We start from the raw sequence: 17,840 nt of genomic DNA, 5'->3' as shown, positions 1-17,840 counted from the left end.
GGAATGCCGGACCCTGGCCGACTGGTTCGCGTGCGTATCCGACGATGTTGCCGAATGCGGTGCCTGATCTGATGTCAATTCGGAATTTGAGCGTTCGCCCGGCGGGGCGATTATTGAGCTTAGAATCCGGGGAAGGCGCAGACTCTGCTGTGGCAGGAATCGTCTCCTACGGGGTTGCCAAAGGGACGCATGCAGCCCCGCTAGTCGTGGAAGATGCTGCTCGGGAACGGGCGTGCCGCCCAGTCAACGGAGTCGTTCGCCTTTGGGATCTACGTAGATCGGCTGCACCAGGTAAATGTCTTCTACGCAGCCAAGCACCGCTTTGTCAGGGCACAACCCGACGGTGGCGGTGTTGATCTCCTCCGGTCCTCCGGGCAGCGTCGACAAAGCGAAATACCCACGCGGGATTGCCTGTCTTCTGACCTTATCCCAATCGGCAGCCTTACCGTCGACCCTCAGCGCTACGAGATCTGCCGGGACTGAGGAATCGGCGACCCATCGGCGTTCCACTAGATCCACGCGAGCAAGGGCGACTGATCCTATTGCGAATCGCCGGTAGACCGATCGGTAATAGGGGGCGTGTCCTCCCTGACTTCCGGGAAAGTTTTTCGGCTCGGCCACGGACACTTGTTCAGTGCGTTTTCTGCGGCGGGAGCGCCGGAGCTTCTCGAAAATACCGGCTCCCACGACATCGGTGACGAGTCCGGCGACGAGGTCACCGATCATGAAACCTCCTAGATGATGCCATCGGGGTTCTCCGGCAGTTTGAACTCACGTTGTACTGGTGATGGTCCTATATCCCGGAGTAGGTTCAGGCGATGCCGATGGGGCAGCTCATTCCATTAGGGCCGAGATTGCAGTAGCCCTGCGGGTTCTTGTGCAGGTACTGCTGGTGGTAGTCCTCGGCGATCCAGAAGTCGCCGGCGGGCGCGATGTGCGTGGTGATGGGTCCGTACCCGGCCTCGGCCACGACGGGCTGGAAGGCCGTCCGAGACTCCTCGGCGGCCTTGAGCTGCTCGGGAGTGGTCGTGAAGACGACGGACCGGTACTGGGTGCCGATGTCGTTGCCCTGCTTGTTCCCTTGGGTGGGGTCGTGGTTCTCCCAGAACTTCCGCAGGATCTCCTCGAAGGGCACCTGCGAAGGGTCGAAGACGACCTTGACGACCTCGGCGTGTCCGGTCGAGCCGGAGCAGACCTCTTCGTACGTCGCGTTCGCCTTGGAACCGCCCATGTACCCGACGGCGGTCGTCCATACGCCGTCGGTCTGCCAGAACATCCGCTCCGCTCCCCAGAAGCACCCCATGCCGAAATAGGCCGTCTGGAGGCCTTCGGGCGTCTGTCCGTCGATCGGGTTTCCGAGAACTGCGTGCGGTGTGGTCATGCGGTCCATGGTAGTCCGGTTCCGACCCTTCCGGCCACGCGTTCCACCGAGTGGACGCGTAGGCCACAGGGCGCGGAACCCCCGCACCGAGCAGCTGGGCGCCCCGGAACGGCCGCTCAGGCCGCGTCCAGCCCTCGCAGGACGCCGCGGACGGCCTCCGCGTCGGCCATCCACTCGCGAGCGCCGTCCTCGTCGCCCTCGCCCAGGCAGGTCAGAACGGATTCCGCGTGGCGGGCCAGCGCCCAGCCGGCGATGCGGCGCGCGTCGAGACCGGTCGTTTCGGCGGCGATCTCCAGCAGTCCCGGCAGGTCGTCCGGGTCATCGGACACCTGGGTCCAGAGCGGGCCGAGATCGTAGGCGGGGTCTCCGAGCAACGGCTTGGGATCGATGGCGACCCAGTCCTGGGCGCCGTGGCGGAGGACGTTGCCGGGGTTGAAGTCCCCGTGAAGCAGCACGGAACTCTCGGCGTCCCCCGAAAGCGTGCGCAAACTCTCCAGGCCCTCCAGCAGCAGGTCGCGGTCGAAGTCGCCGGGAGCGCGGGGGAGGTGCTTCTCGGCCCCAGCGGCCTGGTTCATCGCGACGAGCGGGAGCCCTTCGACGGAGGTGGAGTCGGGCACCTCGGCCGCCCAGAGTCCGCCGAGCACCTTGAGGCCGGCGCGCAGGGCTTCGACCGGGTCGTCGTGGTCGGCCAGCGAGTTTCCCGGCCGGACGTCCTCGAGCACGAGGATGTTGTTGGGCCAGTCCTCGTCGATCACTTCCACGGCCGGGCCGCCGCTCCACAGCCGCAGCGCCTCGGGTTCGGTCAGCATCTCGGGGTGCGGCCATCCGATCTTGACGACGACCGTGGTGCCGTCGCTCCGTCGCGCGCGTCCGACCCAGGAGCAGCTGCCCTTGTGGAACGGTTCGAGGAAGTGGAGGTTGAAGCGGTGGGCGGCGTGGGAGATCAGGTTGGGCAGCCTGGCGAGCCAGGCATGCGCGGAGGTGTTTCGGCGCAGATTGGCGATCACGGGAAGATCGGAGGGGATCAGGCGGAGTACGTCGTCCACATACCCAGTGTACATAGATGTGGCGCCCCGGTTCTCATCGTTGGCAATGTGGACAGTGATGGGTGGCGCGGCCTCCCACGACGCGTTTGCGCATGACGGTCTCGCAGCGTCGGCACGGCTGCCCGGCGCGCCCGTAGGCGTTGAGGGAGCGGTCGAAGTACCCCGACTCGCCGTTGACGTTGACATAGAGCTCGTCGAAACTCGTTCCCCCGGCGGTGACGGCCTCGGTGAGCACGTCGGTGACGTGGGAGAGCAGGTCGGCGGCCTTGGCGGTACCGACGCGGTGTCCCGAGCGGACGGGGCTGAGGCCAGCCCTCCAAAGCGCCTCGTCGGCGTAGATGTTCCCGATGCCGCTCACCCAGCCCTGGTCGAGCAAGACCCGCTTGACTTCGCTGCGCTTGGCGCGGAGGCGTTCGACGGCGCGGTCGGCGTCGTAGGCGGGGTCGAAGACGTCGGGGGCGATGTGCGAGATCCGCTCGGGTAGCCCGTCGGCCATCTCGGTGACCTCCATGCCTCCGAAGGTCCGCTGGTCGACGAACCACAGTTCGCGCCCGTCGGTGAACCGCAGGGCGATTCGCAGGTGGCGGTGGGCCGGGATCTTCTCGGTGACGGCGTGGAACTGTCCGCTCATGCCGAGATGGCACAGCAGGGCCTGGCCGGAGTCGAGCGTCAGCCACATGTACTTCCCGCGCCGCGACGACCCGGTGATCCGCGCGCCGGCGAGGGACTGGGCGAAGAACTCGCCGCCCTCGGCCTGGCGGCGGACGGCGCGCTGGTGGAGGACGTCGGCCTCGGCGATCTCGGCGCCGCGGAAGTTGGCGTCGACGCCGCGCCGGATGGTCTCGACTTCGGGTAGCTCGGGCATCCTTCCACTATAGGCACCGCTCGAGCGGTGCCTCCTTCGCGAGGGGCCCGATGCGGCATGAGGGGCAACGGGCCCTTGGGAGACGGCGCCGGGTGGGCGGGGACACTGCGTAGACTCGAGGAGGTGACCGCGAGCGAAGGGGAGGCGGGCCGTCCCCGCTTCGAGAGGGACCGCGACCGTCCCGAACTGGCCCACCTGATCATGGACGGCGTGGTCCAGGCGACGATCGACACGGAGGATCCGAAGGTCCTCGACGCCGACTACATGCGCCGCATCTCCTATTTCATCGACGCGTCCGCCCCGTCCGGTCGGCCGATCCGCGCCCTCCACCTGGGCGGCGGCGCCCTGGCCCTGGCCCGGTACGTGGCGGCCGCGCGTCCGCGCTCCTACCAGCAGGCGGTGGAGCCTAACCGCGAGGTCATCGACCTCGTCCGCGCCGACGCACCGCTCCCGAAGGGCGTGAAGGTCAAGATGCGCTGCGGCGACGCCCGGGAGGAGCTGGAGAAGGCCCCGGAGGACTGCTACGACTTCATCATCACCGACGTCTTCCAGGACGCGCGCATACCCGGTCACGTCGCGACCAGGGAGTTCGTCGGGGAGGTCGCCAGGGTGCTGCGCCCCGGCGGTCTGTACGCGGCCAATCTCTGCGACGGCGGCCGGCGCACGTTCGCCCGTTCGGCCCTGTCGGCGGTGCGCGCCGAGTTCGCCCACGCGCTGATTGCCGCGCCCGGCGCGGTGCTCCGAGGCGGGACCTTCGGGAACATCCTCGTCCTCGCCTCCGCCGCGCCTCTGCCGATCGAGGACGTGCGCCGGCGTTTCGCCACCGACCCGTTCCCGTGCCGCCTGGTCGAGGGAGCCGAGCTGGACGACTTCATCGCGGGCGCCCGCGCCCTGAGCGACGAGGCCGCCATGGATTCGCCGGTCCCGCCGAAGGGCGCCTTCCGCTGACGCCCGCCGGGCGGTGCGACAGGGGACATATCGGCTGTTCCCGCGACGAAGTGGACGACCTGTGCCACCCTTGGCGTATGCCGCAACCGCAAGCCCGGCAGCCCGGTGACCGCTGGAGGGAGGCGCTCACCGCCCTGGGCCGAGAACCCCGTCACGACGCCCCCGTGGCCGAACTCGTCGCCGAGGTCGCGGCCGTCACCGATGTGACGACGGCCTTTCTCCTGCTGGACAAGGACTCCGCCTTCGACTGGTCCCGCCGCTACTTGGAGGCGACGCCGGGGGCGACGCTGAACGCGGCCGCCGCGCGCCTGGTCTCTGCACGCCACGTCCTGCTCCACCTGGTGGAGGGGGAGGGGCCCGTGGACGACGCGACGGAGGCGTTGGCGGAGGCCATCGAGTTCCTCATGGAGGCGGAGAACGAGCTGACCGGCGGACCGGAGGGGGAGTCCGGCGGGACGGGCGCCGACGGGGAGGGGTCTCGGGGCCGGGCCGGAGAACCAGATGAATAGTTGTCTGTCTATTTATGATGGATTTATGAAGGACTCGTGACAGTACAGGGCAGACTGGAGTCATTGGACACGCATGTCCTCCGGATTGAGCAGCCGCCGACCGGGACGACTGGCAGTCCCGTCCCGGTCGGCGGTGGACGCTCCCCGCGCGTCCGACGAGTCCCCACCCGCAAGAACACAGGGCCGTTCCGGCGGCCGCGACGCGGGCTCGCCGGGCGCGCCTCTCACGCCGGCCTCAGCCGATCTTGAGCCACAGTCCCCATGTCGCGTCGGTCTGCGCGCAGGAGAAGTCGAAGACGTCCGTCCGGTCGCGCACCAGCTCCCCTCCCGCCTTCCGGCAAGCCTCCAGGTCCGCGTGACTCGAGTGGTGGACCTCGGCCAGATAGCCGTAGGCCGCCGCCCGCTCCGGAGCGGGCGCCGCCGCGGCGGGTGAGGCCGCCCCGGCGGCGACCGCCGCGATGAGGACCGCCGACGCGGCCCGATATCCGATTCCCATCTTTCACTACCTCCTCGCCCCGACTCTAGGAGAGGGGCGAGGCGAGATAGGACATTGTGGATTCTCAGCCCTGTCGGAATCTGGACATGGTGCGCGGACGGTGAAGCGGGGGCGGGCGCTCATCGCCCGCCCCCGTGCGGCTCAGCCGATACCGAGCAGCTTACGTGTTCCCTCAGGGTCGAGGACCTCGCGTCCGGCCAGGCGCAGAGCGTCGGCGGCCCGCTCCGCGAGCTGGGCGTTGGAGGCGACCTTCTCGCCCCGGCGGAAGCTCGTGGTGTCCTCCATGCCGACGCGCAGGTGCCCGCCGGCCGCCACCGAGGTCAGCATGACCGGCATGGTGGTCCTGCCGATCCCGGTGGCGGAGAAGGTCGTCCCCTCCGGAAGGTAGCGCCTCACCGCGTCGGCCATGGCCGTCACGGTCGGCGCGTCGCCCGACGCCCCTCCGGGCACGCCGAGGACGAAGTCCACGTGCACGTGCCCGCCGTGGGGCAGCCCGTGCTTGTCGAGCAGGCGGGCGAGGTTGGTGAGGTGCCCCAGGTCGAAGATCTCGTACTCGGGCACGACCCCCTTGTCGCGCATGGACTTGTGCAGCTCGGTGATGAAGTCCCAGCGGTTCATGAACACCGCGTCGCCGAAGTTCACGGTGCCCATGGTGCACGAGGCCATGTCCGGCCGCGCGTCGAGGACGCGCAGGCGGTCGGACTCGGGGTCGGTGACCGCCCCGCCGGTCGACAGCTGGACGACCAGGTCGGTGGCGGACCGCAGGGCGTCGACGGTGTCGGTGAGCCGCCCCAGGTCCAGCGTCGGCAGGGCGTCCTCGCCGCGGATGTGCACGTGGATGATCGACGCCCCGGCCTCCTCGCAGGAGACGGCGGTGTCGACCAGCTCGTCGAGCGTGACGGGCAGCGGTGGGAAGTCCGCCTTCGAGACTTCGGCACCGGTGGGTGCCACGGTGATGATTCCTCCGGTCATACCTGCGGCCCCTCGGGGTTCTCGGCCCACCACTGCCGCCCGGACTCGGGGATCGTGTCGATCGGGTCGAAGTACGGGTAGTGGCGCTCGAGAGCCTCGGGGTCTTCGGCCTCGATGGAGGTGCGGTAGTTCTTCGTCCAGTAGGAGATGCCCTTCTCCCGGTCGTAGTCGGCGATCATGTGGACCCACCGCTTCCCGACGAAGGGAACGTCGCAGATGATGCGCGGGGTGGCGTATCCCGGCAGGTAGCCCATGATGGACTCCTGCAGACGCTGGGCGTGGCGGACCGAGACCCGCCAGTGCTCGGAGCCGGGGATCATGTCGCACATGTAGAAGTAGTAGGGCAGGATCGACGCCTCGCCCTGGAGGGCGAAGCACAGGTCGAGCAGCTCCTTGGGCTCGGCGTTCACTCCGCGCATGAGCACGCCCTGGTTGCGCACGTCGCGCACGCCGGCGTCGAGCATGGCGTTGACCGCCTCGGCGACGGCCGGCGTCACCGAGTTGACATGGTTGACGTGGGTGTGGATGGCGAGGTTGACGCCCTGGTCCTGGGCGCGCTTGGCGATGCGCCCCATACCGTTGACGACCTCGGGCTGCGTCCAGTGCTGCGGGAGGCCGGCGAGCGCCTTGGAGGCCAGGCGGATGTCGCGGATCGAGTCGAGGGCCAGGAGGCTCTCGACGAAGGACTCCAGTCGGGGCCAGGGCATGTTGGCGACGTCGCCGCCGGAGACGACTACGTCGCGGACCTCGGGGTGCTCCTTGAGGTAGTCGAACATGGCGGTGAAGCGGTCGACGGGCTTGCCGCCCAGGCGGAGCTTGGCCACCTGGGGCGTCGAGTTGCCCACCAGGTCCATGCGGGTGCAGTGCCCGCAGTACTGCGGGCAGGTGGAGAGGAGCTCGGCCAGGACCTTGGTGGGGTAGCGGTGGGTGAGTCCTTCGGCGACCCACATGTCGTGCTCGTGCAGGGAGTCGCGCGAGGACAGGGGGTGGCTGGGCCAGTCGGGGAGCCGGTCCGAGGCCACGGGGAGCATGTAACGGCGGATCGGGTCGGCGTAGAAGGCGTCGGTCCAGGAACCGGGCTGCTCGTCGGTCACGGTGGGGACCATCGTGTTGAGCATCTGGGGCGGTAGGAGCATCGACATCGTCGCGTTGTGCGAGATGTCGTCGGCCAGGTCTTCGTAGAAGCGTTCGGAGACTCGGTCTCCGAGGACTTTCCGTAGCTGTTCGGGTTTCTTGACACAGTGGGCGCGCTGCCATTGCGCCGAGGCCCACTCCTCGTCCTTCACGTCCTCCCATCCGGGGAAGCGACGCCAGTCGGGTTCGACGAGGGTGCGGCGGCGGTACTGGTAGGGCTGTTCGATCGCGGTGGCGTGGTTGCCGGCGGTCGGATTCTGGGTCACGGTCAGTCCTCCGTCGTGGTGTGATCGGATCGGTCGCCTTTGTGACTAATCACGTCTTGTGAGTAGGATAACCTTCCGCTAGAGTTGTCCGCCAGGTCCCGAATGATGGGAATTCACGTCGCTCAACCGAGTTCAGAACAGAGGTCGCCAATGACGACGATCGCCTCGCCCGTGGGGTCCCACCGTGTCCTCACCCCGGCCGGAGTGCTCCCACAGGCAGCGGAAAGCCTGGACGCCGATCGCGAGATCCATGCGAACGAGGCCCGGGTGCGGGTCGAGCGGCTCAATCTCGACGCCGCCTCCTACCGCCAGCTGTCCACCGCCCATGACGGAAACGGAGCCGCGATACGCGCGAACGTGCTCGAAATCATCGAAAAGCGCGGCAAAATGCACAATCCGGCGACAGGATCTGGCGGAATGCTGATCGGGACGCTCGAAGAGGCCGGTCCCGACTGGCACGGCCCCGCCAAGCCCGGCGACCGCATCGCCACGCTCGTCTCGCTCAGCCTGACACCGCTGGAGGTCTACGACGGCCTCGCGGACTGGGACGGCCTGGGGGAGCAGGTCCCCGCCGACGGACACGCCATCCTGTTCGAGCGCACCGTCCTCGCCGTCCTCCCCGACGACTTCGACGAGACCCTGGCGCTGTCGGCGTTCGACGTGTGCGGGGCGCCCGCCCTGACCAAGCGGGTCGTGGAGCGCTTCCGCGCCGAGCGCGGAAAGGCGCCGCGCGTGGCCGTCATCGGCGGCGCGGGCAAGTCCGGCAGCCTCTCGCTGGCCGCCGCCCGCGACGCCGGAGCCGAGGCCACCACCGCCATCGCCTACGACGAGAACGAGGCCGAGCAGGCCCGCCGCGCCGGACTGGCCGACAGCACCGCCGTAGCCGACGCCACCGACCCGATGGCCCTGAGCCGGGCGGTGGAGCGGTCCGGCGGATCCGACGTCACGGTCGTCTGCGTGGACGTCCCCGGCTGCGAGCACGGCGCCGTCCTGGCCACGAACGAGGGCGGCGTCATCGTCTTCTTCTCCATGGCCACCTCCTTCACCGGCGCGGCCCTGGGAGCTGAGGGCCTGGCCGCCGACGTCGAGATGCTCATCGGCAACGGCTACAGCCCCGGCCACGCCGAGTACACCCTGGACCTGCTGCGCCGCGACGAGACTCTGCGGGAGCACTTCGCGGAGCGAAGTGGAGGACCCAGCGCGGAGCGAAGCGGAGGCCCCAGCACGCAGCGGGGCGGAGACCCCGACGCCCCGCAACACCGTGACACCGCCGCCCCCGGCCCCGAAGGAAACCGCCGATGACCAAGCTGCCACTCGACACCGACCTCGTCGCCCGCGCCCGCGCGCTCGCCGCCGACGCCGGAAAGCCCATCGTCGACCTCGCCCACGGCCACACCACCGCCTCGGTCGAACGGGCCACCCTCCGCCTCGCCGGACTCGAAGGCGCCGACTCCGAGGGCATCCCGTGGGTCAACCGCCTCGTCGACACCGTCGCCGAACAGACCGGCCTCGAACAGGGCGTGTCCGACCCCGTCTTCCACCAACTGCGCGAAGGCGACTGGAAGAGCCTCACCGAACTGGCCCAGGCCGCCGCGGCCGGAGCCGTCGACTTCACCCTGCCCTCCGGCAAGGCCAAGGACTCCGCCCGGACACTCGCCCAACGCCGGGTCCAGCGCGGACTCGACCGCGTGCGCGCCCGCAAACTGGAACGCGACGGACTCGTCTCCGAGATCGGCGACCCGCCCCAGCGGCCCTGGGTCTACCTCATCGTCGCCACCGGCGACATCTACGAGGACATCCCGCAGGCGCAGGCCGCCGCCCGCGCCGGAGCCGACATCATCGCCGTCATCCGCTCCACCGGACAGTCCCTTCTAGACTACGTCCCCGAGGGCGCCACCCGGGAGGGCTTCGCCGGCACCTACGCCACCGGCGAGAACTTCCGGCTCATGCGCGAAGCGCTCGACGAGACCTCCCGCGAGCTGGGCCGCTACATCCGCCTCACCAACTACGCCTCGGGCCTGTGCATGCCCGAGATGGCCGCGCTCGCCGGCATGCACCGTGTCGACATGATGCTCAACGACTCCATGTACGGCATCCTCTTCCGCGACATCAACCCCATCCGCACCTTCGTCGACCAGCGCTTCAGCCGCCAGATCCACGCCCTGGGCGGCATCGTCATCAACACCGGGGAGGACAACTACCTCACCACCGCCGACGCGGTCGAGGCCGCCCACACCGTCACCGTCTCGCAACTGGTCAACGAGTACTTCGCCCACGAGGCGGGACTCCCCGACGAACTGCTGGGACTGGGCCACGCCTTCGAGATCAACCCCGACGTGCCCGAGTCCTTCCGCATGGAGCTGGCCCACGCCATGCTGGCGCGCAGCCTCTTCCCCGACGCGCCCCTGAAATGGATGCCGCCGACCAAGCACATGACCGGCGACGTCTTCCGCGGCAACCTCCTCGACGGCTTCTTCAACCTCGCCGGGATCATGACCGGACAGTCGATCCTCCTGGTGGGCATGATGACCGAGGCCGTCGTGACCCCGTGGATCTCCGACCGCGACATCGCCCTGCAGAACGTCCGCTACGTCCTCAACGCCTGCTCCGGCCTCTCCGAGGACTTCCACCCGCCCGCCGACGGCTTCATCGCCAACCGCGCCCGCGAAGTCCTCTCCGAGGCCGTCGACCTCCTCGAGGAGATCGACCGGCAGGGACTGCTAGAGGCGATCGGCCAGGGCACCTTCGGCATCATGAAGCGCCCGCCCGAAGGCGGACGCGGACTGTCCGGAGTGGCGAAACGCTCCGACGACTTCTACAACCCCGCGATCGCCTACCTGGACGGGAACCCCGCGCGAGAAGAGGAGGAGAACCGATGAGCGAGTCCCACATCGTCCGCCCCTACGGCGACACCACCGGCGACGGCATGGTGCAGACCTCCTTCACCCTGCCCGTCCCGCACGACAAGAGGGCCGAGGGAGCCGCCCTGCAGTTCGCGACGAAGATGGGCTTCACCGCGCCCATGCTCGTCCACGCCCACCAGATCGGCACCGACCACACCTTCTTCGTCGTCTACGGCCCCGTCAGCCACCTGGTTAACCTCAGCGAGGTCAAGGTCGTCGAGCGCGACTTCCCGCTGCTGAGCCCCAAAGAGGCCAACGCCCTGGTCAAGGAGAAGCTCGGCCGCAAGCTCACCGTCGTGGGCGCCACCATCGGCACCGACGCCCACACCGTCGGCATCGACGCCATCCTCAACATCAAGGGCATCGCCGGAGAGAAGGGCCTGGAGTACTACCGCGAGTTCCGCGTCTTCAACCTCGGCGCCCAGATCAGCGTCCCCGACCTGGTCAACCGGGCCCTGGAGGAGAAGGCCGACGCCGTCCTCGTGAGCCAGATCGTCACCCAGAAGGACGCCCACCTCACCAACACCAAGGAGATGTCGGCGGCCTTCCGCGAGGCCCTCCCGCCCGAGAAGCGGCCCCTCCTCATCGCCGGAGGACCCCGCTTCGACGAGTCCTCCGCCGCCGAACTCGGCGTCGACCGCGTCTTCGCGCGCCGCACCACGCCCGGCGAAGTCGCCTCCTACATAGTCCACAGCCTCATCGGAACCCACTAGCCGCCCGCCGGCGCACCCGAGAACGAAAGGGACCCACCGACCCCATGACCGACCACAACGGAGTGACAGTCGTCCACCGCCGCTACATCCCCCACTCCGAAGCCCACTACGGCGGCAGCCTCGTCGACGGCGCCTGGGCACTGGCCTCCTTCGGCGACGTCGCCACCGAGATCTGCATCCGCACCGACGCCGACGAGGGACTCTTCGCCTCCTACTCCGACGTCCAGTTCAAGGCGCCGATCCGCGCCGGAGACATGGTCGAGGCGCAGGGAACCATCGTCCGCACCGGCAACCGCTCCCGCACCATCGAGTTCGAACTGCGCGTCACCTGCCGGTCCAACCCCGGCAAGGGCGACTCGGCCGCCGAGGTCCTCGACCCCCCGGAGTCCGCCGTGACCGCCACCGGAACCGTCGTAGTCCCGTGACCTCGGTCCTCTGCCTCGACGTCGGCTCCACCTACACCAAGGCGCTGCACCTCGACGGAGAGACCGGCGAAGTCCTGCGCCACCTCAGCAGGCCCACCACCCTGGCGACCGACATCGCCGACGGGGTCGAGGACCTCCTGGACGCCACCGGCACGAACCTGGCCGAGGCGCACGCCTGCTCCTCGGCCGGAGGCGGCCTCCGCCTCGCCGTGGTCGGCAACGAACCGCTGGTCACCGCCCGCGCCGCCTACCAGGCCGGGCTCTCGGCCGGAGCCAAGATCGTCCACATCGCCGCCGGCGGGCGCCCCGACCCGGGCGCGCTCGCCGCGGCGCGGCCCGACCTCGTCCTCCTGGCCGGAGGCACCGACGGCGGCGACGAGGGCATGGTCCTCGACCACGCCCGGGCGCTCGCCGACATACGCCTCGACGTGCCCGTCATATACGCGGGCAACGAGAACGCCGCGCCCGAAGCGGAACGCCTCCTGGCGGGACAGCGGTTCAGCGCGTGCGCCAACGTGCTGCCCCGCATCGGCGAACTGAACGCCGGCCCCGCCCGCGAACGCCTCCGCCAGGCCTTCCTCGACCACGTCATCGGCGGGAAACACCTCTCCGCCCGCGAGGACGTGATCGACCTGATCGGCATGCCCACCCCCGACGCCGTCCTCGCCGGAGTCGAACACCTCGCCCGCCACTGCGGACGCGACGTCCTGGTCGTCGACGTGGGGGGAGCGACCACCGACGTCTACTCCGCCCGCACCCCCGACCCGGAGAGCGAACACCTCTACGCCGAGGTCGGCGGCACCGCCTGGAACAGCCGCACCGTCGAGGGCGACCTGGGCCTGCGGCACAACGCCCACGGCATCGCCGAGGCGGCCGTCGAGGAGAGGCTCATGGACGACGCCGAACTCGCACGCCTGCGCCCCGCCCTCGACCACCGCACCGCCCGGCCCGACTGGCTCGCCGACACCGGCGCCGAACGCGACCTCGACCTCCGCCTGTGCACCCTGGCCGCGCGGATCGCCGTCCGCCGCCACGCCCGCGGCGAACGCATCGGCGGCCCCGGCCAACCGGTGCGCGGAGCCAAGAACCTCTCCTCCACCGGCCTCCTCCTCGCCTCCGGCGGCTTCTTCAGGGCCCACCCCGAGACAACGGCAGCGTCCCTGGCCGAAGCCGTCCTCGACGACTTCGCCGGCGGCATCCGCCCGCCCCGCGACGCGACGGTGGCCGTGGACGCCGAGTACCGCCTCTTCGCCATGGGGCTATTGGGCAAAGGGGCCCCGCGAAATGTGAGCAACTACCTTGCCGACCGGTTGGCCTCGGGACTCCTCCCCGAAGGGGTTTAACTGGAGGGGTGTCGTCCCGCACCGTGAACGAAACCGCCCCGGAGGCGAAGGCCCGATCCGACGCCTTCGTCTTCTCCGCGGGCGTCCTGGTCACCTCCGCGACCGTCCTCCCCGCCTTCCTCTTCGGCGGACTCGCCGTCCAGATGACCGGCGACCTCGGGCTCACCCCCTCCCTCATCGGCCTCGCCTCCGGCCTCTACTTCACCGCCGCCGGGCTCAGCTCCATCCTCGCCGGGAAGATCGTCGAGCGCTGGGGCGCGACCAGGTCCGCCTACGCCGGCATCGTCCTCTCGGGCCTGTGCATGGCGGCCATCGCGCTCCTCGCCCACCACCCCGGCACGCTCCTGGCCCTCATGGCGCTCGCCGGACCGGCCAACGGGCTCGGCCAGCTCTCCTCCAACGCCTACCTCAGCCGCTGGGCCCCGGCCCACCGCCGCGGACTCTTCTTCGGCGCCAAGCAGGCCGCCATCCCGCTGTGCACCTTCATCGCCGGGCTCAGCGTCCCCGCCGTCGCCCTCACCCTCGGCTGGAGGGCCGCCTACCTCATGGCGGCCGTCCTCGCCCTGGCCGCGCTGCTCATCGTCCGCGACTTCACCGGCCCCGCCGACCACGCGCCGGCTCCCGGGCGCGGTGAGAGGAAGGCCAAGGTCGGCGACCTGCGACTGGCCCTCTTCACGCTCGTGGCCCTGGCCGGAGCCAGCGCCGCGACCTCGTTGGGCCCGTTCGCCGCCACCTACGCCGTCTCCCAGGGCCAGTCCGAGCGCTACGGCGGCGTCCTCCTCATCGCGGGAGGACTCGCGGGAGTCGTCTCGCGCACCGCGGCCGGGGCGCTGGCCGACCGCTTCAGGGGCTCCGAACTCAAGATCATCCTCGGCATGTTCGCCGGGGGACTGGTCGGCATGGGGCTCCTGATCGGCGGCAGCGCCTGGACGATCGCGCTGGGGTGCATGGCCGGGTTCGCCCTCGGCTGGGCCTGGCCGGGACTTCTCAACCTGGCCGTCACGACCCGCTACCCCGACCAGCCGGCGGCGGCGACCGGCCACACCCAGACCGGCGTGTACTTCGGCGGCGCGGTCAGCCCCATCGCCTTCGGGCTCGTCGCCGACCACCTCGGCTGGACGGCCGCCTGGTCGGTCTCCGGCGTGCTCTTCGTGATCGGCGCCGCCAGTATCGCGGCGGTCATGGTCACGGAGCGAGGCGACCGTTTCCGTCCCTAGAGGCCGTTCCGTGTGGGAATGGCCTCACCGGGCCCGATCGGCCCCGCCGACTGGTGCGAAGATCGCGCCGGACCGGTTATGCTGGGCCTAGGCGGGTTCAACGGCGAGCCTGCCCCTGTAGGGAATTGGAAAGGTATTGGGATCTGAATGTCGAATAAGGCCACTGACGAGCAGCCCCGCAAGCGCGTCCTGATCGCCGAGGACGAAGGACTGATCCGGCTCGACCTCGCCGAGATGCTCACCGAAGAGGGCTATGAGGTCGTCGGTGAGGCCGGCGACGGCGAAGAGGCGGTCCGCCTGGCCAAGGAGACCAATCCCGACCTCGTCATCTGCGATATCCAGATGCCGGTCATGGACGGCCTCGAGGCCGCCGAGCAGATCGTCGGCGCCCGCATCGCCCCCGTCGTCATCCTGACCGCCTTCAGCCAGCGCGACCTGGTCAGCCGGGCCCAGAACGCCGGGGTCATGGCCTACCTCGTCAAGCCGTTCCAGAAGTCCGACCTGGTCCCCGCCATCGAGCTGTCCGTCTCCCGCTTCCAGGAGATGCAGGCGCTGGAGAACGAGGTCCACACGCTCAACGAGCGCCTCGAGGTCCGCAAGCTCGTCGACCGCGCCAAGGGCCTGCTCATGACCAAGTACGGCATGAACGAGCCCGACGCCTTCCGCTGGATCCAGCGCGCCGCCATGGACCACCGCATGTCCATGAGGGACGTCGCGGAGCGGGTCGTCCAGGAGAGCGAGGAGGAGGCCCAGCAGTAGGCCCTCCCCGAAGTCCTCGCGAGAGCGCCCCGCCGAGTGCGGGGCGCTCTCGCCTTTTCCGCCGGCCCCCGAGCCCGGGTTCTCGCGTTCACGCCTCGCCGGGTCGCGGCCCCGGATGTCGGCCCCGGCCGATAGTCTCTAAGGGTGAGTACCGAAAAGACACGCCTGCTCCTGATCGACGGGCACTCCATGGCCTACCGCGCCTTCTTCGCCCTGCCGGCCGACCGCTTCGCCACCGCCGGAGGGCAGGTCACCAACGCGATCTACGGCTTCACCTCGATGCTCATGAAGCTGCTCGCGACCGAGCGGCCCACCCACATCGCCGTCGCCTTCGACCTCTCCCGACAGACCTTCCGCACCGCCGAGTACCCCGAGTACAAGGCCGGCCGCGCCAAGACCCCCGACGAGTTCAAGAGCCAGGTGCCGCTCATCCAGGAGCTGCTCGGAGCGATGGGGATCGCGTGGCTGACCAAGGAGGACTACGAGGCCGACGACATCATCGCCACCCTCGCCCGCGAGGGCCGCGAGGCCGGCGCCGAGGTCCTCATCTCCTCGGGCGACAGGGACTCCCTGCAGCTGGTCACCCCCGACTCGACCGTCCTCTACCCGGGCCGCAAGGTCGACGAGCTCAAGCGCTACACGCCCGAGGCCGTCGAGGAGAAGTACGGCATCCGTCCCGACCAGTACCGCATCGTCGCCGCGCTCGTGGGGGAGAAGGCCGACAACCTGCCCGGCGTCCCCGGCGTCGGCGAGAAGACCGCCGCCAAGTGGATCAACAAGTACGGCAGCCTCGAGGGCATCATGGACAACCTCGACGCCATCGGCGGCAAGGTCGGAGAGAAGCTGCGCGACCACATCGGCGACGTGGAGCGCAACTACCGCCTCAACCGCCTCCTGGACGACCTCGAGCTAGACGCCGGACTCGGCGACCTGGCCTGGGAGGGCTGGGACTCCGCGTCGGTCAACGACCTGTTCGACCAGCTCGAGTTCCGCGCCCTCGGCAAGCGGCTCACCGAGCAGCTGGGGGACAAGGCCATCGGCGACCCGACCGCGAAGAACGCCGAGCCCGCCCGCGAGTACGAGACGACGGTGGTCGAAGCCGACGGCCTGGCCGCCTGGCTCGATGCCGCCGAGGGCCCCGTCGCGATCTCCTACAGCGGCGAGTTCGCCGCCGGCTCGGGATCGATCGACTCCATCGCCCTGGCCTGCGGCGACCGCGTCGCCTGGGCCGACCCCACCCAGTTCACGCCCGCCGACGACAAGGCATGGGCGGCCTTCCTCTCCGACGCCGACCGCCCCAAGCACGTGCACGGCGCGAAGAACCTCCTGTGGGGGGCCTCCGCCGCCGGCTGGCCGGCGCTCGAGGGCATGGCCGACGACGTCCTGCTGGCGGCCTACCTGCTCAAACCCGAGCAGCGCAATTTCGGTCTGCCCGAGCTGACCGAGCAGTACCTCTCCCGCGAACTCGTGACCGCCCCGCCGCAGGAGGAGGGCGTCCTCGACGGGCTCGACGAGGGCGACCCCGTCCAGCAGCGGCGCGACCGCGACACCGCGGGCGCGGTGGCCGTCGCCGACCTGGCCGAGCAGCTGGGGCAGCGCCTGGCCGACTACCACCAGGAGAAGCTCGCCCAGACCATCGAGTACCCCCTCGCCGGCGTGCTGGCCCGCATGGAGGAGATCGGCATCGCCGCCGACGACGGCCACTTCGCCGACCAGGAGAGCTCTTTCGCCGGGCAGGCCAAGGACGCCTCCGACCGCGCCTGGGAGATCGTCGGGCGCGAGTTCAACATGCGCAGTCCCAAACAACTCCAGGAGATCCTCTTCGAGGAGCTGGAGATGCCCAAGACCAAGCGCACCAAGACCGGTTACACGACCGACGCCGACGCGCTCCAGGGACTCTACGCGAAGACGGGCCACCCGCTGCTGGAACAGCTGCTGCGCTTCCGCGACGTCGAGAAGCTCAAGCAGATCGTCGCCACGCTGCGCTCCACCGTGCAGGCCGACGGGCGCATCCACACCACCTTCCACCAGACGGTGGCGGCCACCGGCCGCCTCTCCTCCTCGGACCCGAACCTGCAGAACATCCCGGTCCGCTCCGACGCCGGCCGGGCCATCCGCTCGGGCTTCGTCGTGGGCGAGGGCTACGACGAGCTGATGACCATCGACTACAGCCAGATCGAGATGCGCATCATGGCGAGCCTCTCGGGCGACGAGGCGCTCATGGACGCCTTCCGCTCCGGCGAGGACATCCACAAGGCCGTGGCCGCGAAGGTCTTCGATACCACGCCGGACAAGGTCTCCGGCGAGCAGCGCAGCCGCATCAAGGCCACCTCCTACGGCCTGGCCTACGGACTGAGCGCCTACGGGCTGAGCCAGCAGCTGGACGTCTCGGTGGACGAGGCGACCCAGCTGCGCGAGGACTACTTCCAGCGGTTCGGCAAGGTCCGCGACTACCTGGAGAACGTCGTGGCCGAGGCCCGGGAGACCGGCTACACCGAGACCATCATGGGGCGGCGGCGCTACTTCCCCGACCTCGGGTCCACCAACAGGCAGCGCCGCGAGATGGCCGAGCGCGCCGCGCTCAACGCGCCCATCCAGGGATCGGCGGCCGACATCATGAAGAAGGCGATGCTCGACGTGGACTCCGCGATCCGGGAGGCCGGGCTGTCCTCGCGCGTGCTGCTGCAGGTGCACGACGAACTCGTCTGCGAGATCGCGCCCGGCGAGCGCACGCGCTTCGAGAAGATCGTCCGCGAGCGGATGGAGGACGCCGCCGACCTCCCCGTTCCCCTGACGGTCTCCGCGGGCTTCGGCCAGTCGTGGGAGGCGGCCGCCCACTAGGAGGGCGACCGTCGGGGCGCCC

Annotated in this window: 17 protein-coding genes; 10 read left to right on the top strand and 7 right to left on the bottom strand. The window is 69.7% G+C overall.

What is annotated here, in order from left to right:
* Nucleotides 1–243: 243 nt before the first annotated feature.
* The 4 genes from ACFTE1_RS09715 to mutM all read right to left on the bottom strand — a co-directional run bounded on the left by ACFTE1_RS09715 (nt 244) and on the right by mutM (nt 3,292).
* On the bottom strand, nt 244–726 hold the full coding sequence (locus ACFTE1_RS09715) for a hypothetical protein (RefSeq protein ID WP_380623368.1): 483 nt from the start codon (nt 724–726) through the stop codon (nt 244–246).
* Nucleotides 727–811: 85 nt separating this feature from the next.
* Nucleotides 812–1,390, bottom strand: coding sequence for a peptide-methionine (S)-S-oxide reductase MsrA (msrA, locus tag ACFTE1_RS09710; RefSeq protein ID WP_380623370.1), 579 nt, complete (start codon nt 1,388–1,390; stop codon nt 812–814).
* A gap of 107 nt (nt 1,391–1,497) precedes the next feature.
* Nucleotides 1,498–2,427, bottom strand: coding sequence for an aminoglycoside phosphotransferase family protein (locus ACFTE1_RS09705; protein WP_380623372.1), 930 nt, complete (start codon nt 2,425–2,427; stop codon nt 1,498–1,500).
* Between the two features lie 34 nt (nt 2,428–2,461).
* Nucleotides 2,462–3,292, bottom strand: coding sequence for a bifunctional DNA-formamidopyrimidine glycosylase/DNA-(apurinic or apyrimidinic site) lyase (gene mutM, locus ACFTE1_RS09700; protein ID WP_380623374.1), 831 nt, complete (start codon nt 3,290–3,292; stop codon nt 2,462–2,464).
* A gap of 123 nt (nt 3,293–3,415) precedes the next feature.
* Here mutM and ACFTE1_RS09695 point away from each other — a divergent pair, with 123 nt between their 5' ends.
* Together ACFTE1_RS09695 and ACFTE1_RS09690 are read left to right on the top strand one after the other, a co-directional pair.
* Nucleotides 3,416–4,240 carry a spermidine synthase gene (locus ACFTE1_RS09695; protein ID WP_380623376.1) on the top strand — a complete coding sequence of 275 codons (825 nt, stop codon included), beginning with the start codon at nt 3,416–3,418 and terminating at the stop codon, nt 4,238–4,240.
* Between the two features lie 77 nt (nt 4,241–4,317).
* Nucleotides 4,318–4,749: a hypothetical protein gene (locus tag ACFTE1_RS09690; protein ID WP_380623378.1), complete on the top strand. Its 432-nt coding sequence runs from the start codon at nt 4,318–4,320 to the stop codon at nt 4,747–4,749.
* 235 nt (nt 4,750–4,984) lie between these two features.
* Here the strand turns inward: ACFTE1_RS09690 and ACFTE1_RS09685 are convergent, their stop codons facing one another.
* From ACFTE1_RS09685 to ACFTE1_RS09675, 3 genes are all read right to left on the bottom strand, one after another.
* Nucleotides 4,985–5,245 carry a hypothetical protein gene (locus ACFTE1_RS09685; protein ID WP_380623380.1) on the bottom strand — a complete coding sequence of 87 codons (261 nt, stop codon included), beginning with the start codon at nt 5,243–5,245 and terminating at the stop codon, nt 4,985–4,987.
* Nucleotides 5,246–5,386: 141 nt separating this feature from the next.
* Nucleotides 5,387–6,217 carry a BKACE family enzyme gene (locus ACFTE1_RS09680; protein ID WP_380623382.1) on the bottom strand — a complete coding sequence of 277 codons (831 nt, stop codon included), beginning with the start codon at nt 6,215–6,217 and terminating at the stop codon, nt 5,387–5,389.
* Nucleotides 6,214–7,623, bottom strand: coding sequence for a KamA family radical SAM protein (locus ACFTE1_RS09675; protein WP_380623497.1), 1,410 nt, complete (start codon nt 7,621–7,623; stop codon nt 6,214–6,216). The genes ACFTE1_RS09680 and ACFTE1_RS09675 overlap by 4 nt, the downstream gene beginning before the upstream one ends.
* Nucleotides 7,624–7,767: 144 nt before the next feature.
* Between ACFTE1_RS09675 and kdd the strand changes: the two genes are divergently transcribed.
* From kdd to polA, 8 genes are all read left to right on the top strand, one after another.
* On the top strand, nt 7,768–8,919 hold the full coding sequence (kdd, locus tag ACFTE1_RS09670; protein WP_380623384.1) for an L-erythro-3,5-diaminohexanoate dehydrogenase: 1,152 nt from the start codon (nt 7,768–7,770) through the stop codon (nt 8,917–8,919).
* Nucleotides 8,916–10,496, top strand: a complete 1,581-nt coding sequence (gene kamD, locus ACFTE1_RS09665; protein WP_380623386.1) for a lysine 5,6-aminomutase subunit alpha — start codon at nt 8,916–8,918, stop codon at nt 10,494–10,496. The genes kdd and kamD overlap by 4 nt, the downstream gene beginning before the upstream one ends.
* The gene (gene kamE / locus ACFTE1_RS09660; protein WP_380623388.1) at nt 10,493–11,233 is read left to right on the top strand and encodes a lysine 5,6-aminomutase subunit beta; all 741 of its coding nucleotides are present in this window, start codon (nt 10,493–10,495) and stop codon (nt 11,231–11,233) included. The genes kamD and kamE overlap by 4 nt, the downstream gene beginning before the upstream one ends.
* A 44-nt stretch (nt 11,234–11,277) precedes the next feature.
* Nucleotides 11,278–11,658: a 3-aminobutyryl-CoA ammonia lyase gene (gene kal, locus ACFTE1_RS09655; RefSeq protein WP_380623390.1), complete on the top strand. Its 381-nt coding sequence runs from the start codon at nt 11,278–11,280 to the stop codon at nt 11,656–11,658.
* A complete protein-coding gene (locus ACFTE1_RS09650; RefSeq protein ID WP_380623392.1) occupies nt 11,655–13,001 on the top strand; it encodes a glutamate mutase L in 1,347 nt (448 codons plus the stop codon). Before kal ends, ACFTE1_RS09650 begins: the two co-directional genes overlap by 4 nt.
* Before the next feature lie 23 nt (nt 13,002–13,024).
* Complete coding sequence (locus ACFTE1_RS09645) at nt 13,025–14,218, top strand: MFS transporter (protein WP_380623394.1); 1,194 nt, start codon at nt 13,025–13,027, stop codon at nt 14,216–14,218.
* A 147-nt stretch (nt 14,219–14,365) separates the two neighbouring features.
* On the top strand, nt 14,366–14,977 hold the full coding sequence (locus tag ACFTE1_RS09640) for an ANTAR domain-containing response regulator (protein WP_380623396.1): 612 nt from the start codon (nt 14,366–14,368) through the stop codon (nt 14,975–14,977).
* A 144-nt stretch (nt 14,978–15,121) separates the two neighbouring features.
* Complete coding sequence (gene polA / locus ACFTE1_RS09635) at nt 15,122–17,818, top strand: DNA polymerase I (protein ID WP_380623398.1); 2,697 nt, start codon at nt 15,122–15,124, stop codon at nt 17,816–17,818.
* Nucleotides 17,819–17,840: the final 22 nt, after the last annotated feature.

The sequence above is a fragment of the Salininema proteolyticum genome (assembly GCF_042685645.1).
GTDB classification, from domain to species: domain Bacteria; phylum Actinomycetota; class Actinomycetes; order Mycobacteriales; family Micromonosporaceae; genus Salininema; species Salininema proteolyticum.
The sequence above is the reverse complement of the archived record's forward strand: the minus strand, read 5'-3'. Positions and strand labels throughout refer to the sequence as shown.

What these genes read in the sequence shown, in the direction of transcription:
- ACFTE1_RS09715 (WP_380623368.1), bottom strand. Translation starts at nt 726, where the DNA reads ATGATCGGTGACCTCGTCGCCGGACTCGTCACCGATGTCGTGGGAGCC.
- msrA (WP_380623370.1), bottom strand. Translation starts at nt 1,390, where the DNA reads ATGGACCGCATGACCACACCGCACGCAGTTCTCGGAAACCCGATCGAC.
- mutM (WP_380623374.1), bottom strand. Translation starts at nt 3,292, where the DNA reads ATGCCCGAGCTACCCGAAGTCGAGACCATCCGGCGCGGCGTCGACGCC.
- ACFTE1_RS09690 (WP_380623378.1), top strand. Translation starts at nt 4,318, where the DNA reads ATGCCGCAACCGCAAGCCCGGCAGCCCGGTGACCGCTGGAGGGAGGCG.
- ACFTE1_RS09685 (WP_380623380.1), bottom strand. Translation starts at nt 5,245, where the DNA reads ATGGGAATCGGATATCGGGCCGCGTCGGCGGTCCTCATCGCGGCGGTC.
- ACFTE1_RS09680 (WP_380623382.1), bottom strand. Translation starts at nt 6,217, where the DNA reads ATGACCGGAGGAATCATCACCGTGGCACCCACCGGTGCCGAAGTCTCG.
- kdd (WP_380623384.1), top strand. Translation starts at nt 7,768, where the DNA reads ATGACGACGATCGCCTCGCCCGTGGGGTCCCACCGTGTCCTCACCCCG.
- kamD (WP_380623386.1), top strand. Translation starts at nt 8,916, where the DNA reads ATGACCAAGCTGCCACTCGACACCGACCTCGTCGCCCGCGCCCGCGCG.
- kamE (WP_380623388.1), top strand. Translation starts at nt 10,493, where the DNA reads ATGAGCGAGTCCCACATCGTCCGCCCCTACGGCGACACCACCGGCGAC.
- kal (WP_380623390.1), top strand. Translation starts at nt 11,278, where the DNA reads ATGACCGACCACAACGGAGTGACAGTCGTCCACCGCCGCTACATCCCC.
- ACFTE1_RS09640 (WP_380623396.1), top strand. Translation starts at nt 14,366, where the DNA reads ATGTCGAATAAGGCCACTGACGAGCAGCCCCGCAAGCGCGTCCTGATC.